Origin of the sequence: Erwinia sp. E_sp_B01_1 (assembly GCF_036865545.1) — a bacterium.
Taxonomy (GTDB): Bacteria; Pseudomonadota; Gammaproteobacteria; order Enterobacterales; family Enterobacteriaceae; genus Erwinia.
The window spans coordinates 3,912,654-3,926,934 of sequence record NZ_CP142208.1; the positions used below are offsets into that span (position 1 = coordinate 3,912,654).

A 14,281-nucleotide genomic window follows, 5' to 3' on the forward strand; every position below is an offset into this window, starting at 1 on the left:
TTTCCTCTACTGCGCTGAAGGATCGGTGGTGGTCAGATTGGCCTGCGGGGCAGCTTTGGGCTGGCTTTCGCTGGCGGTGACCTTCGCCCCCGAGCGCACGGTTTGCAGGCCATCCACAATCACGCGATCGCCAGCCTTCAGCCCTGAAGTCACCAGCCATTTGCCGTTGATCATCTCGCCGGTGGTAATGCTTTGCTGCGACACAGTGTTATCTGCGCTGACTGTAAAGACATACGGCTGACCTTTGGTGTCGTGCATGATCGCTTCCTGAGGCACAAGAATGCCCCGGTCTGCCACGCCCTGCGGGAAAGTTGCGTGAACGTACATACCCGGCAGCAGAATGCGGTCCGGATTGGGGAACGCGGCGCGCAGGGTGACGCTACCGGTGCCCTGATCAACCGTCACTTCCGAGAACTCCAGTTTGCCTGGCTGCGAATAAGGCGTGCCATCTTCCAGGATCAGCTTCACCGACGCCGCGTTATCTCCTGCGGCTTTAAGCTTGCCGTCTGCCAGCGCGCGACGCTGACGCAGCAAATCCTGCGAGGATTCACTGACGTCGACATAAACCGGATCCAGCTGTTGAATGGTGGTGAGGTAGCTGGTCTGCCCGTCAGTGACCAGTGCCCCCTCAGTAGAGAGAGAACGTCCGATATGGCCTGAAATGGGTGCGCGCACTTTGGTGTAATTGAGGTTGACCCGGGCAGTTGCCAGATCGGCCTGCGCCTCACGCGCGGAAGCCACAGCATCATCGTAAGTCTGCCCGCTGATGGCATGCGCCGCCGCCAGCGGTTTGTAACGCTGGGCCAGTTTGCTGGCGTTAATTAATGTCGCTTCAGCTTTGTCATACGCCGCCTGCCAGGTCGCCGGGTCGATCTGATAAAGCGGCTGGCCCGCTGTCACTTCACTGCCTTCGGTGTAGAGACGCTTGAGGATGATCCCGCTAACCTGAGGGCGAACCTCCGCCGTACGAACTGCCGTAGTGCGGCCAGGTAACCGGGTAAATAAGGTGACAGCTTCGCTCTTCAGGGTGGTTACCCCGACTGAGACCGGGTCAGCCGCCGGGGGGAAGTAGTTGGCTGCCGATCGCAGGCGGACAACAGTAAGATCAGGCTCGCTGAAAGGATCTTTAAGCGCATGGTGAATTCTCAGAATAATAGTAATAATGAGAGTGACTATTCTCATAAAAGAGGACAAGTATAGGTGGGCCTGAAAAGAAGAAGTGTTAAGTTTCCGCTAAGTTAATTGTCCAAACGCTTCGGGCAAGCTTTCAGTGCTGAAAGGAGTAAAACCCCGTCCGCAAACGGTTACTTTTGTGCTTTTTTGGCGGCCTGGCTTAGCAAGGGGTCATAAACCCTGTTTTTTTTGAGGTTAATTACAGGCTGGATTTTGTAAACCGGAGGTAACTGCAGGGCCGGAGATCGGCTTCCGGCCCTGCCTGTTTTCAGAGATCTGCAATGAAGTATTCTTGCAATTGAGATCGCCCTGGCGGGTAACTTATTGGCTACCCGCTATGGGTGGAGTAAAGCGCATCCGGTGCAATATTCATATGTTTCAACACCGGCCCGATGATATTGCCAAAGACCGGCGCGGCTACGGAGCCACCAAAGTGATCGCCTGCTGTCGGATGGTTGATCATAATCACCAGCGCCACCTGAGGGTTACTGGCCGGTGCCACGCCAGCGGTGTAGTTGATATAACCGCCATCATATTTACCACTGTCACCCATCTTCTCAGCCGTACCGGTTTTGATAGCCAGACGATAGCCCGGTACCGCAGCACGAACCCCACTCCCCCTGGCAGGGCATCACTTTCCATCATATGCACCACGGATCGAACGTTGTCTTCATCTGCGACCCGTTTGCCAATGACCGGTGGCGTCACTTTAGTGATTGAGAGCGGACGATAGATGCCAAATGAACCCAGGGTGGCATATTCACGGGCAATCTGTAGCGGGGTGACGCGCAGGCCATAGCCAAACGAGAACGTTGCCCGTTCGATGTCCGCCCAGCGCTCGCGGTGCAGGGGGAAGTAGCCCACGCTCTCACCGGTCAGCCCCAGTCCCGTTGGTTTACCCAGTCCGAATGCGCTGTAGGTGTTCACCAGCACTTCAGCAGGCATGGCCAGCGCGATATGCGAAACGCCGATATCGCTCGATTTTTGCAGGATGCCGGTCATGGTCAGGCGTGGCCAGTGACCCACATCGCGGATCAGGTGGCCGTTAACACGGTAAGGGGTGGTATCCAGAACCGAATCAGGCCGCACCAGTTTACGCGCCAGCCCTTCCATCACCACCAGCGGCTTGACGGTTGAACCTGGCTCATAGCTGTCGTTGATTGCCGTGTTACGCATCTGATTAGCCGAGACGTTAACAAAGTTGTTCGGGTTAAATGAGGGATAAGATGCCATCCCGAGAATTTCCCCGGTGTCGATTTTGATCAGCACGGCCGCACCTGAATCAGCTTTGTTCAGCAGCACGCCATCCCGCAGTTTGCTGTAAAGCGTGTACTGATCGAACTTATCAATGCTCAGTTGCACCGTTGGCGGCTGGCGGGGAGGTTCGTAGTTGATCATCGCCACGATATTGCCATGCGCATCCTGGCGGTATTTCTCCACGCCTGGGGTGCCCTGCAGCACTTTATCAAAGCCTTTTTCAAGACCGGTAAGGCCGAGATTATCCGCCCCCACAATCCCCAGCAGTGGCCCGGTGGCATCGCTCATCGGATAGAAGCGGCTGTCATCATAAACGGTAGTGATGCCGGTCAGGTGCAGTTGGGAGATATCTTTAGCAATGCCGAGCTCAATTTTGCGCCCGAGGTAAAGGAAGCGGCGTTTAGGATTGGCGTTGATCTGCTGAGCAATCTGCTCAGGGCGCTGATCAAGGGCGTTGGCCAGATACTCCCATTTGGCGCTGGTAAAATCAGGATGGGCTTCCAGCACGCGCTGGGGGTCGGCAATGATATCGCGTGATGGCACGCTCAGCGCCAGCGCCTCACCATTACGATCCAGCAGGGTTCCACGATTGGTGGGAAGCGTGACGGTACGCAACGAGCGTTCATCGGCCTGCTTTTCCAGCATCGGATGGTTGATCAGCTGCAAATCGCCTACCCACGCCAGCAAAATGACCAGACAGCCGAAGACGCCCGCACAAATCAGGCGGAAACGAAGAGGATGAAATGGAGATTTTGACTGATCTTTCGCGAGTAGTTTCTTTAAGCGGGACATGGGTTTTCTACTGAAGTGAGCGGGATAACTGACGGAGAGTTATACAAAAAATGGTGTGGAGATAACAGGGAAACTGTGTTTCAGATCGTGATTGCACCGCCACCGGGTGAAAGGCGCATAACCTGGTTCCCCAGTATATTCATCGGCTTACCGCTGCGGCGTTTTACAGGCAAAAAAAACCTGCGCATCTGCGCAGGTCGGTGAAACAAAGCATAAAACTTTTTGATGTTCACCCATCAATACCTCTGGGACTAAGACTGTAGCAATCTGGCCGCTGCGCCTGCCAGCCAGGATTCGCAACAGTTCGCCGCAAACTGTAACCAGCTATGTGATTCTTAGGCACTTTTGCAATCTTTGGCCTTTTTGATCTCCACCAGGCAACTCATCGCATTTGGCCCCTGGGTCAGGGATGAGGTGCCGATATCCAGCGTCAGCACATTGGGGTTGCCTGCCCGGTCATAGGGCTGCCAGGCTTTGCCGAAGCCTGGATCGAACCAGGCGCCGGTAGAAATCAACACCACGCCAGTGCTGACGCCATCGGTGACCCTGACGCCAGCCAGCATCCGGCCACGGTCGTTACTGACATCAATCACATCACCGTCGGCAATGCCGCGCGGAGTGGCATCCTCAGGGTGCATCCACAGCGTTTCATGTCCCGCCGTTTTGTTTGCCTGCACCGACGGGGTGGCATCCATCTGGCTGTGCAACCGGTCTTTCGGCTGAATAGAGATCATATGCAGCGGGAAGCGCTGGCTGATTTCCGCCCCCAGCCACTCCTTCGGCGGCTGCCATTCCGGGTGCGGCGCAAAGTCTGGCAGCTGGTATCCGGCGATGGTTTCACTGAACAGCTCAATTTTTCCGCTGGCGGTTTTGATCGGATTAACCACCGGATCCCTGCGGAAATCTTCCATAAAGATAAACGGCTTTTCACCCACAGGGACTTCCACATGGCCCTGCTCCCAGAAGGTCTGGAACTCTGGCCAGTCAACACCTTTACGCTGATGCGCGACGGCACATTGCTGATAAAGATGCTCAATCCACTGCGCTTCGTTGCGGTTTTCGGTGAAGGTTTCCCGGTAGCCCAGACGATCGGCCAGGTCGGCAAAAATATCGAAGTCGTTACGGGCCTGATGCTGCGGCTTGATCGCCTGATGCATTGCCAGCACGAAGCGATCGCGCGACGACCCGCCGATATCATTTCGCTCCAGCGTGGTGGTCACCGGCAACACGATATCCGCCATCTGCGCCGCTGGCGTCCAGACGATATCCTGCACAATCACCGTATCAGGGCGCTGCCATCCTTCAACCAGACGATTGAGCTGCTGATGATGGTGGAAAGGATTGCCGCCAGCCCAGTGGATCAGATGGATATCCGGATAGGTGTGCGTCTGTCCCTGGAAGCTGTAGGGCTCACCAGGATTGAGCAGCATATCGCTGATTCGGGCCACGGGGATCGCCTGGTCAGCAATCGGGTTAACGCCCGTGGACATCATTGGCGCAGGGCCTTCAATACGGGGATTGCCCACGCTGTTCATTGAGCCGTGACCAAAGGAGAAGCCTGCACCCGGCAGGCCAGGCTGGCCGAGCATGGAAGAGAGCGCAATCATCATCCAGTAAGGCTGCTCGCCGCGGTGGGCGCGCTGAACAGAGTAGGAACAGGTGATAAAACTGCGTTTGCCGATCAGTTGTTTCGCCAGTTGCTCAATGCGCAGCGCCGGGATACCGGTGATCTCACTGGCCCACTTCGGCGTCTTGGGCGTCTTGTCACTCTCGCCCAACAGATAGCTGAGCAACTGTGGATAGCCCACGCAGTGGGATTGCAGGAAAGCGGTATCAACCGCATTCAGCCGCTGAATTTCAAAGCCCAGCGCCAGCATCAGGGCCACGTCGGTGTTCGGACGGATGGGGATCCACTCTGCGTTAACAAATTCCGGACAATCGTCGCGCATCGGGCTGATGTTGATCACCGGCGTGCCTTTGGCTGCCAGCTCCAGCAGCGCAGGCTTCAGGCTGTGCTGGCCTGCGCCTCCGGACGCCACCTGGCCATTTTTCAGGGCCAGACCGCCAAAAGCGACAAAGATTTCAGCGTGTTCCACCACGTCCGGCCAGTCGGTTACCCTGCCGGTCAGCGGCATATAGGTGCCGATCACATAGGGCAGGAAGAACTGTGCAGCACCCCAGCTGTAGTTGCCCAGCTGATCGATACCGCCTCCGCCCTGCGAGTAAAAACGGCGGATCAGGGTGCGCGCATGGTTCACGCGGCCAGCCGAAGACCAGCCATAGGAACCGTTGAAGATGCCGCTGGCACCATACTTGTCCCGTACGCGACGGTTCTCTTCCGCCACCAGATCCAGTGCCGTGTCCCAGTCAACCTCAACGAAGTCTTCCCGCCCGCGCAGAGTGCGATCGCTGTTTTCACGCGACTTCAGCCAGGAGCGGCGCACCATTGGCTTACGGATACGCTTATCGGAATAGACCAGCTCCGGAATGCTGTTCAGCATTGGCGAAGGATCCTGATCGGCGAAGAAAGGTTCACAGCGCAGCAGCTTCCCCTCTTCAACCACGGCAGTGAAGGCGCCCCAATGGGCAAGATGCGGCACTTTTTTAACAGTCATATGGCGGTCCGGCAGGCGAATTTTTTATCTTTGGAGTGCCAGAATAGCCTTTTTTTGGAAAGCTGAATATCTCCTGGCCGCCCTGCCCGACAGAATGGACTGAATTATCCAGCTTTGCGACACCGCTGACATTCTGTGTGCTTGAAGTAACAGGGAATTTCCGCAACACTAAACAGCTATGTAAACGCTTACCCTGGAAGGCACTTAACCATGGCTACCATAAAGGATGTTGCCAGGCTCGCGGGCGTTTCCGTGGCAACGGTTTCCCGTGTTATTAACAACTCGCCGAAAGCGAGTGAGAACTCACGCCTGGCCGTTAACAGTGCTATGGAGCAGCTTCAGTATCATCCCAACGCCAACGCACGCGCCCTGGCGCAGCAATCTACTGAAACGATGGGGCTGGTGGTGGGTGACGTTTCCGACCCTTTCTTTGGCGCGCTGGTGAAAGCCGTGGAAGAAGTTGCCTATGAAACCTGCAACTTTTTGCTGATTGGTAACGGTTACCATAACGAGCAAAAAGAGCGTCAGGCGATTGAGCAGCTCATCCGGCATCGCTGTGGTGCGCTGGTGGTCCATGCAAAAAAATTCCCGATGTGGAACTGATCTCCCTGATGAAGCAGATCCCCGGCATGGTGCTGATAAACCGTGCGCTGCCCGGTTTTGAAAATCGCTGCATCGCTCTGGATGACCGCTACGGCTCCTGGCTGGCAACCCGGCATCTGATCCAGCAGGGGCACCAGAACATCGCCTTTATCTGCTCCACCCACCCTATTTCCGATACCGAAGACCGGTTGCAGGGCTATTACGATGCCCTGAAGGAACATAATCTGCCCTGTAACGACCGTCTGGTGGCGCTGGGCGAGCCGGATGAAGTGGGCGGCGAGCAGGCGATGACCGAGCTGCTGGGCCGGGGTAAGCCGTTTACCGCCGTGGCCTGTTATAACGATTCGATGGCGGCCGGGGCGCTGGCAGTACTGAGCGATAACGGCGTACGGGTGCCGGAAGAGATGTCACTGATTGGCTTTGATGATGTGCTGGTATCGCGTTACGTTCGCCCCCGTCTGACTACGGTGCGCTATCCGATTGTCACTATGGCGCAGCAGGCTGCGGCTCTGGCTTTAGCGCTGGCCAATAACCAGCCGCTGCCCGAGGTGACCAACATGTTCAGCCCAACGCTGGTTCGTCGTCATTCAGTAGGATCGCCTCAACAGGCCGCTGGTGTTAACAGTCAGAACCTCTGATAGTCAGGCCGATGGTTTTTACAGTCAGAGCGTCTGATGGTAAAGACGCACTGTGATATCCGGATAATCCAGAGCATCACCGCAATAGCGCCAGCCAAAGCGCTCGTAGTAGTCTGCGCAGGCTGAATAGAGATAGAGATCGGCAAAGCCGCGCAGGCGACTTTCGGCCATGACCCTCTGTTGTAGCTTTTCACTCAGCCCCCTGCCCCGATAGCTCTCATCCACATACAGCGCGGCCAGCCAGGGGAATAAATCCTGACGGCTGATCAGGTCGCAGCGCCACAGGCCTGCCGTGCCTACCGCCTTTTCACCGTCCAGCGCAACCCAGGTCAGGGGCAGGTCTGCACCGCTGAGGCTGCTGGTCATAATACTGGCAAAAAAAGGCCGGCTGTTTTCGCTGCCAAACGCCTGCCAGAGCCAGTCGGTCACCGTTTCCAGATGCGCCTGCGCCTCGCAGAGGGGAAGGATTTTCAGCTCACTCATTCCGGCATAACCCGGAGACCGGGAGCACTAACCAGCGAATGCCCGCTCGCGTGTCCTGAAAGAAGAGAACGGCTGTTCATACCAGTTTGCCCTGAAAAATTGGCACGGACTCAAACAGATAACCATCGAAGTCGGGCGCATCAGCATCGGAGAGTTCCAGCAGGGAATTTTTGACGTTTTCCAGGTGCTGCCACATCGCCTGCCAGGATCCCATCACATCACGTCGACGTAAAGCCGCCAGGATGGTCTGGTGATCGCCCAGCCACTTCAGCCGGTAACTCCGGGTTTCAATGTGGCTGCGTAGCTGCTGCCAGAGAGGACTGGTTTCATGATGACGCCAGATACTGGTGACGGTATCCAGCAGCATCTGATTCTGCGTGGCACCGGCCAGCAACAGGTGGAACATCTTGTCGTTGTCCTGACTGGCGTCATTCATCGCAATCGCTTTCTGTTCCTGTTCCAGAATACGCTTGAGATTTTCGATATCGGCTTTGGTCGCCATCTTTGCGGCAAAAGCGGCGATGTTGCTCTCCAGCAGCTGACGGGCCTGCAGCATTTCAAATGGCCCGACATCACTGCGAAAAAAGCTTCTTCCTCATCGCTGCTTTCGGAAGGAATGCGCATAACATAGACCCCGGAACTCTGCCGGATATCCACGGTGCCTTCCAGCTCCAGCATTAACAGCGCTTCCCTGACGATGGTACGGCTGACGCCCCAGGTTTCGGCAATATTACGCTCGGGCGGAAGCCGCGACCCCACGGGATAGTGTCCCTCAAGAATTTGCTGGCGCAGATGCTGTCCGATTTCCTGATACTGTTTCTTCTCTTGACCAGCCGCGCCCTTTTCCACGTGTTCACCCTTAGCTCATTGATGATAATCTCGCCGGCTGCCGCAACCGGAACAGGGCTCCGGAGAACAGCGGGCGAGTTAATCCGCTTAGTTTACCAAAGCCAGCGCCTGATCGAGCACTTTTGCTCCGTTAAGGGTGCCATAAGCCAGGGTATCAATCACCGCTATCGGGATCTGGTAGCTGTCGGTGAGCTTCCGGTTCTCCTCCAGCTTAAAGCGAACCTGTGGGCCAAGCAGCACTGCCACAACCTCCCCGGCGTTATCCTGGAGTTCATCCCGCAGGTTTTGTTCGGGAATGGCATAGATTTTAAAAGCCAGGCCGCGAGCTTCCGCCTCTTTTTCCATCCGCGTGACGACCATAGAAGTGGACATGCCTGCGGCGCAGGCCAGCACGATACGTTTCATGGTGATTCCTTATTTCATTTCATCATCAAGGTTCAGGGTTAGCTGGCGGGTATCACGGCGCTGGCGGAACCAGTGGGCCGACTTTTTCATCCGCCGCTGGCGATGGTTTTCCAGATCGATCTCAATCAGCCCGTAGCGGTTTTTAAAGGCGTTCATGGGCGAGACGTTATCGGTAAAGGCCCACAGCATGTAGCCCTGGCAATTCGCCCCTGCCTCACGCGCTTTCAGCGTCTGATAAAGATGCTCCGCAATAAATTCAATGCGGTAATCATCCTGAATTTCGCCAGCGGCATTTTTAAACTGCCCTTCGTTTTCAATGCCCATGCCGTTCTCAGCGACAAACCACGGGATATTGTCGTAGTCGTTTTTAATCCGCATCGCCATATCAAAAATGATGCGGGGCTGAATTTCCCAGCCCCGGGATTTGTTCATCCGGCGGCCTGGCAGTTCAAAGTGTTCATAGTAGTAAGCCGGATGGAACGGCGTGTCGGGGTGCCAGGCACGTGAAGGCGCTTTAACCCGATGTGGGTAATAAAGATTGATGCCCACTTCATCAACGCGATATCGGGCGATAAGATCCAGTTCCGCCTGGGTATAGTCCCAGTGAACAGCATGTTCAGCCAGCAACTGCACCAGTTCAGCGGGATACTCCCCCTTGATGGCCGGGTCGAGGAATACGCGGTTGTAGAACAGATCGTAACTCTCTGCGGCCTTCACATCGTGAGGCGCGCTGGAACGGGGATAGGTGACTTCAGGATTCAGGATAGTGCCCACCGTCCCGCTGTAGCCTTTGTCACGGAACAGTTTGACGACTTTGGCAGTAGCCAGGTTTTTGTGATGATTCCACTGCATCCATTTGCTGGTGTTTTGCTCGTAAGGCCAGCGCAGAGCATCGAGATACACACGGGTCTGCACCACTACCGGCTCGTTAAAAGCAAACCAGCGGGTGACTTTTCCGGCATAACGCTCAAAGACTTTTTCGGCATAACTCAGGAAGAGTTCAACCACTCGCTTTGAACCCCATCCGCCATATTGTTCCAGCAGGATCGCAGGCAGTTCGTAATGCTCCAGGCAGAGCATCAGCTCAATGCCCTGAGCGTGCATTTCCTCGATCAACGCGTCGTAATAGCTGGCGTACTCTTCATCCACCACGGCATTTTCATAGTCGGTCAGAAAACGCGACCAGTTGATTGAAGTGCGATAGTGAGTCAGCCCGGCCGCTTTCATCAGCGCCACGTCTTCTTTATAGCGGTTGATAAAATCCGTGGCCCCTGCCGGGCCGTAACCGTTGTGCCAGACATGACGGTCGTTCTGGTACCAGGCATCCAGGTAAGAATCCTGGCCGGGCTTTTTCCCGCTCCACCCTTCGGTCTGCCAGGCGGACGCGGCTGCGCCAAGAATAAAATCATCCGGGATGTCGATTGTTACCTTACTCATACTTTCTCCTTAGTTCTGCGCCAGTTCTGGCTGCAGGGCTTTGGCTTCGGCAGCCTCGGCACGGCGGGCAGCAATTTTTACAAACGGCAGATAGACCAGAATGGAAACCAGGATACAGACGATTTGCGTGACCACTGCCCCCATCGATCCCGCTGTTGAGAGCCAGGCATTGATAATTGGCGGCGTGGTCCAGGGCACCATCACTACGGCTTTTCCGGCAAAGCCCATCACCGTGGCGAAGTAGCCAATCGATCCGGTGATTAACGGGGTAATGATGAAGGGGATTGCCAGGATTGGGTTAAGCATGATCGGCATACCGAAAATAACCGGTTCATTGATATTGAACAGGCCGGGACCAAACGAGAGTTTGGCAATTTCCCGCATCTCTTTGCGTTTGGTTGCCAGCATGACGGCGCTGAGCAGCCCGATAGTCAGCCCGGATCCTCCAATGCTCATATAAACATCCCAGAACGGCATGGTGATGATGTTAGGCGCTTCTTTGCCCTGTTCGAAAGCGTTCATATTGACGAGGATGGCACCCAGTAGCAGAGGTTCGCGAATAGGTTTAATCATCTGGTTACCGTGAATGCCGATCACCCAGAAGAGTTGGGCAACGAACATCAGCAGCAGAATGCCCCACAGGCTTTGCACCACGGATTCCAGCGGCTCCTGCACCACTTTATAGACCGCGTCGTAAAGGTACATGCCGGTAAAGCGGTGAAAGATAAAGCCAAAAGTGGCGATGGCAGAGACGGTGATGATCGAGGGAATGAGCGCCGAAAATGAGGCGGAGACGTTTGGCGGCACGGTGTCAGGCATTTTGATCTTGAGCCGCTCCACGTTCTCCAGCCGACAATAAATTTCCACCGAGAGGATGGCAATAAACATGCCGAGGAACAGGCTCTTGGTATCAGAAAACTGTTTTGCCAGCACGTCGGTGACGAGGTGCATTTGCCCGTCTACCAGCATGGTCAGGGTGGTTGGGGTGACGGCGATAAAGCAGATAATCGCCAGCAGCCCGGGAAACAGGGTTTTGATGCCGTTGATTTTGCCAAGCTCAATGCCAATCAGAAACACCGCGCCGATATTCAGGAAGCTGAGCGTGGCGTAGTTGATGCTGGTGGTGATCGGTTTTAATTCCGCCAGGAAGCTCAGTGCCTGGAAGCTGGCGAGGCCATTTTTACCGTCCAGCACCATGTTAGAGATTAGAACGGAGAAGGCGCCAACGATGATCACCGGCATCAGGGTGATAAAGGAAGCTTTGATCGCCATGATGTAGCGGTAGCTGTTGAATTTGGTAGCAAAGCTGCCCAAAGAGTCGATGAGCCGATCCTGTAGAGACATGCGTAATACCCTCAGAAGTAAGTGGTCAGGCATCCCGGTGTTTTAGCTGCCCTGATGAAATTCTGTTCTCGTGGCATACCAAAAGTAGCGAAACCCACTTTATTTTCTGTGATAAATCTCACAGAAGTGCACATTGGCATTCCGATAGGATGTTTATACGGTTATTGGCATACCAATATTGGAGGCGGCGATGGATTTTGAGCAAACCATGATGGAGTTACTGATTAACGCAGGTGAAGCGCGTTCCCACGCGATGAGTGCTATTCAGTTTGCGCGGCAGAAGAAGTGGCAGGAGGCTGATGAGGCATTAGCGGCCTCGCTGGAGGCATCAAAAGGAGCGCATCATATTCAGACCCAGTTGATCGGTGCCGATGAAGGGTGTGGCAAGGTGCCGGTGACGTTGATTCTGGTGCATGCGCAGGATCATTTGATGAATGCGATGTTGTGCCGCGATTTGGCCGAAGAGATCGTGTTATTGCGAAAGGAGATGTTTGGCTGACGGGGGATCAAAACCGGGTGCGGTGGTCAGGCGTCATCATAGAGCACGCACCTGACTTAGAGTCAAAACCGGGTGCGGTGGTCAGGCGCCACCATAGAGCACGCACTGACTTAGAGTCAAAACCGGGTGCGGTGGTCAGGCGCCACCAGGGGGAACGTTATCCGGGACGCCGTGAACCCGTCCCTGGGGGCTTGGATGCAGCGTCCATGCTGCATACACCCGGCTAACGTTCCCCCTGGCACCACCCACAAACTTCAGTGATGCTGGCAGATCTGGTGGATGCACAGGTCAAAATTCAGGATAAACAATGAGCGCAGTTTGGACTTTCCTGAAGATTAAACCGCTGTTTCCTGATCAGACGCCCGACCAGTCAGGCAACCTCCAACAGATATCACCGCAGCTTTGGGGAAGGGAGAGTGGGTTGATAAGCAAAGCGTCCCGGCACACGGACGTGCCGGGCCGAGCCGTCATGGATGACGCTTTTTGCGTCTTTGTGTTCAACCCACTCTCCCTGCCCGGACACCAAGCCATTCAGGCGACGTGCCTTTTCAGACAGCACATTACCCTCCCCGACCAGACCAGACATCAAGCCATTCAGGCAACGTGCCTTTTCAGCCAGCACATTACCCTCACTGACCAGACGCCCGACCATTCAGGCAACCTCCAACAGATATCACCACAGCTTTGGGGAAGGGAGAGTGGGTTGATAAGCAAAGCGTCCCGGCACATGGACGTGCCGGGCCGAGCCGTCATGGATGACGCTTTTTGCGTCTTTGTGTTCAACCCACTCTCCCTGCCCGGACATCAAGCCATTCAGGCAACGTGCTTTTTTCAGCCAGCACATTACCCCCTGACCAGACATCAAACCATTCAGCAACGCTTAAAGTTCCAGCGCAAGAAGCTCCTGAATAGTCTGTGGGCGACGGATCTCGCGCGGCTGACCGTTCTCAAATAACACTTCTGGCAATAACGGACGACTATTGTAGTTTGAAGACATTGAGGCACCGTATGCACCGGTATCATGGAAGACCAGATAATCCCCCACCTTCACCGCAGGCAGAGCACGGGTCTCTACTTTTCCACCTTCTAACTGCGTAAACACATCGCCTGACTCACACAATGGCCCCGCCACCACACTTTCAATACTGTGTTGCTCATCCAGCTCACGGCCATCACCGGCGATCGCTGAAATATGATGGTAGCTGCCGTACATGGCGGGACGCATCAAATCATTAAAGCCTGCATCTACCAGCACGAAGTGACGGCTGCCCATCGCCTTAACCGCACGCACTTTGGAAACCAACACGCCAGATTCCGCTACCAGAAAACGTCCCGGCTCGATCTCTAATTTAACATCGTGCCCCAGATGCCTGGCAACACGCTGACGGGCTGCATCCCAAAGACCAAAATAATGTTCGGTATTAATGGCTTCTTCACCAAAATGGTAGGGAATTGATAACCCTCCCCCTGCCGAGATGGCTTCCAGATCCTGACCGAAACTGATCACCTGATTCACCATTGCATCACACACCTGCTCAAGATGACCATAATCCACGCCAGAACCGATATGCATATGGATACCCACCAGCTTAAGCTGATGACGCTGAATAGCTTCCAGCGCCAGGGATAAATCGGTATACCAGATGCCGTGCTTACTGTTCTCGCCACCGGTATTGGTCTTCTGGCTGTGACCATGACCAAAACCAGGATTCACACGCAGCCACACCGGGTGCCCTTCAGACACCTCGCCCAGCTGATCCAGCATATCAACAGAACCCGCGTTAACCGGGATCTTCAGCTCTGCCAGACGCGCCAGCGTGGGTTCATCAATCACATCGGCGGTGAACACGATCTCATCGCCACCCGGCTTAAACCCGGCTACCAGCGCACGTTCGATCTCGCCCAGCGAAACCGAATCAACCTTCACGCCAGCGGCATGCATCAGACGCAAAATATGGATATTTGAACAAGCTTTCTGCGCGAAGCGCACCACATCAAACTGCTGCAACTGCGCAATTCGCTCAGCGATAACCGTCGCATCATAAGCCCAGACCGGGCCGCCGTAATGCTGCGCCAGTGGCAGAAGATTATCGCGGGTTAATGCAGTATCCGTGTCGGTCAGTAAACGTGGCATCAGGGTTCTCCAGAAATTAATAAGCCCATTACGCCACAGAGCGAAACGAATG

9 protein-coding genes and 4 pseudogenes are annotated in these 14,281 nt (G+C 55.1%); 2 read left to right on the forward strand and 11 right to left on the reverse strand.

What is annotated here, in order from left to right:
- Positions 1-6: 6 nt before the first annotated feature.
- From VRC33_RS18230 to VRC33_RS18240, 3 genes and pseudogenes are all read right to left on the reverse strand, one after another.
- Positions 7-1,136, reverse strand: a pseudogene (locus VRC33_RS18230) (efflux RND transporter periplasmic adaptor subunit).
- Between the two features lie 365 nt (positions 1,137-1,501).
- Positions 1,502-3,222: pseudogene (locus VRC33_RS18235) on the reverse strand (penicillin-binding transpeptidase domain-containing protein).
- A gap of 335 nt (positions 3,223-3,557) precedes the next feature.
- A complete protein-coding gene (locus VRC33_RS18240) occupies positions 3,558-5,837 on the reverse strand; it encodes a molybdopterin guanine dinucleotide-containing S/N-oxide reductase (RefSeq protein ID WP_338557957.1) in 2,280 nt (759 codons plus the stop codon).
- Positions 5,838-6,047: 210 nt separating this feature from the next.
- Here VRC33_RS18240 and galR point away from each other — a divergent pair.
- Positions 6,048-7,078 (forward strand): annotated as a pseudogene (gene galR / locus VRC33_RS18245) (HTH-type transcriptional regulator GalR).
- Positions 7,079-7,102: 24 nt separating this feature from the next.
- On the opposite strand, the gene VRC33_RS18250 reads toward galR, so the two are convergent.
- From VRC33_RS18250 to VRC33_RS18270, 5 genes and pseudogenes are all read right to left on the reverse strand, one after another.
- The gene (locus tag VRC33_RS18250) at positions 7,103-7,552 is read right to left on the reverse strand and encodes a GNAT family N-acetyltransferase (RefSeq protein WP_338577007.1); all 450 of its coding nucleotides are present in this window, start codon (positions 7,550-7,552) and stop codon (positions 7,103-7,105) included.
- 85 nt (positions 7,553-7,637) lie between these two features.
- Positions 7,638-8,410, reverse strand: a pseudogene (locus tag VRC33_RS18255) (FCD domain-containing protein).
- A gap of 87 nt (positions 8,411-8,497) precedes the next feature.
- The gene (locus VRC33_RS18260; RefSeq protein ID WP_338557964.1) at positions 8,498-8,815 is read right to left on the reverse strand and encodes a PTS sugar transporter subunit IIB; all 318 of its coding nucleotides are present in this window, start codon (positions 8,813-8,815) and stop codon (positions 8,498-8,500) included.
- A 9-nt stretch (positions 8,816-8,824) separates the two neighbouring features.
- On the reverse strand, positions 8,825-10,252 hold the full coding sequence (locus VRC33_RS18265) for a glycoside hydrolase family 1 protein (protein ID WP_338557970.1): 1,428 nt from the start codon (positions 10,250-10,252) through the stop codon (positions 8,825-8,827).
- A gap of 9 nt (positions 10,253-10,261) precedes the next feature.
- A complete protein-coding gene (locus VRC33_RS18270) occupies positions 10,262-11,596 on the reverse strand; it encodes a PTS transporter subunit EIIC (RefSeq protein WP_338557975.1) in 1,335 nt (444 codons plus the stop codon).
- Positions 11,597-11,786: 190 nt separating this feature from the next.
- Between VRC33_RS18270 and VRC33_RS18275 the strand changes: the two genes are divergently transcribed.
- Positions 11,787-12,095 carry a PTS lactose/cellobiose transporter subunit IIA gene (locus VRC33_RS18275; protein WP_338557980.1) on the forward strand — a complete coding sequence of 103 codons (309 nt, stop codon included), beginning with the start codon at positions 11,787-11,789 and terminating at the stop codon, positions 12,093-12,095.
- Between the two features lie 391 nt (positions 12,096-12,486).
- On the opposite strand, the gene VRC33_RS18280 is transcribed toward VRC33_RS18275, so the two are convergent.
- Genes VRC33_RS18280 through lysA form a run of 3 tightly spaced genes read right to left on the reverse strand, consistent with a single transcriptional unit; the run spans position 12,487 to position 14,229 of the window.
- Entirely contained in the window at positions 12,487-12,747 is a 261-nt protein-coding gene (locus VRC33_RS18280) for a hypothetical protein (protein ID WP_338557983.1), read from the reverse strand.
- A 21-nt stretch (positions 12,748-12,768) separates the two neighbouring features.
- On the reverse strand, positions 12,769-12,939 hold the full coding sequence (locus tag VRC33_RS18285) for a hypothetical protein (RefSeq protein ID WP_338557988.1): 171 nt from the start codon (positions 12,937-12,939) through the stop codon (positions 12,769-12,771).
- A 36-nt stretch (positions 12,940-12,975) separates the two neighbouring features.
- Positions 12,976-14,229: a diaminopimelate decarboxylase gene (lysA, locus tag VRC33_RS18290; RefSeq protein WP_338564558.1), complete on the reverse strand. Its 1,254-nt coding sequence runs from the start codon at positions 14,227-14,229 to the stop codon at positions 12,976-12,978.
- Between the last annotated feature and the right edge of the window lie 52 nt (positions 14,230-14,281).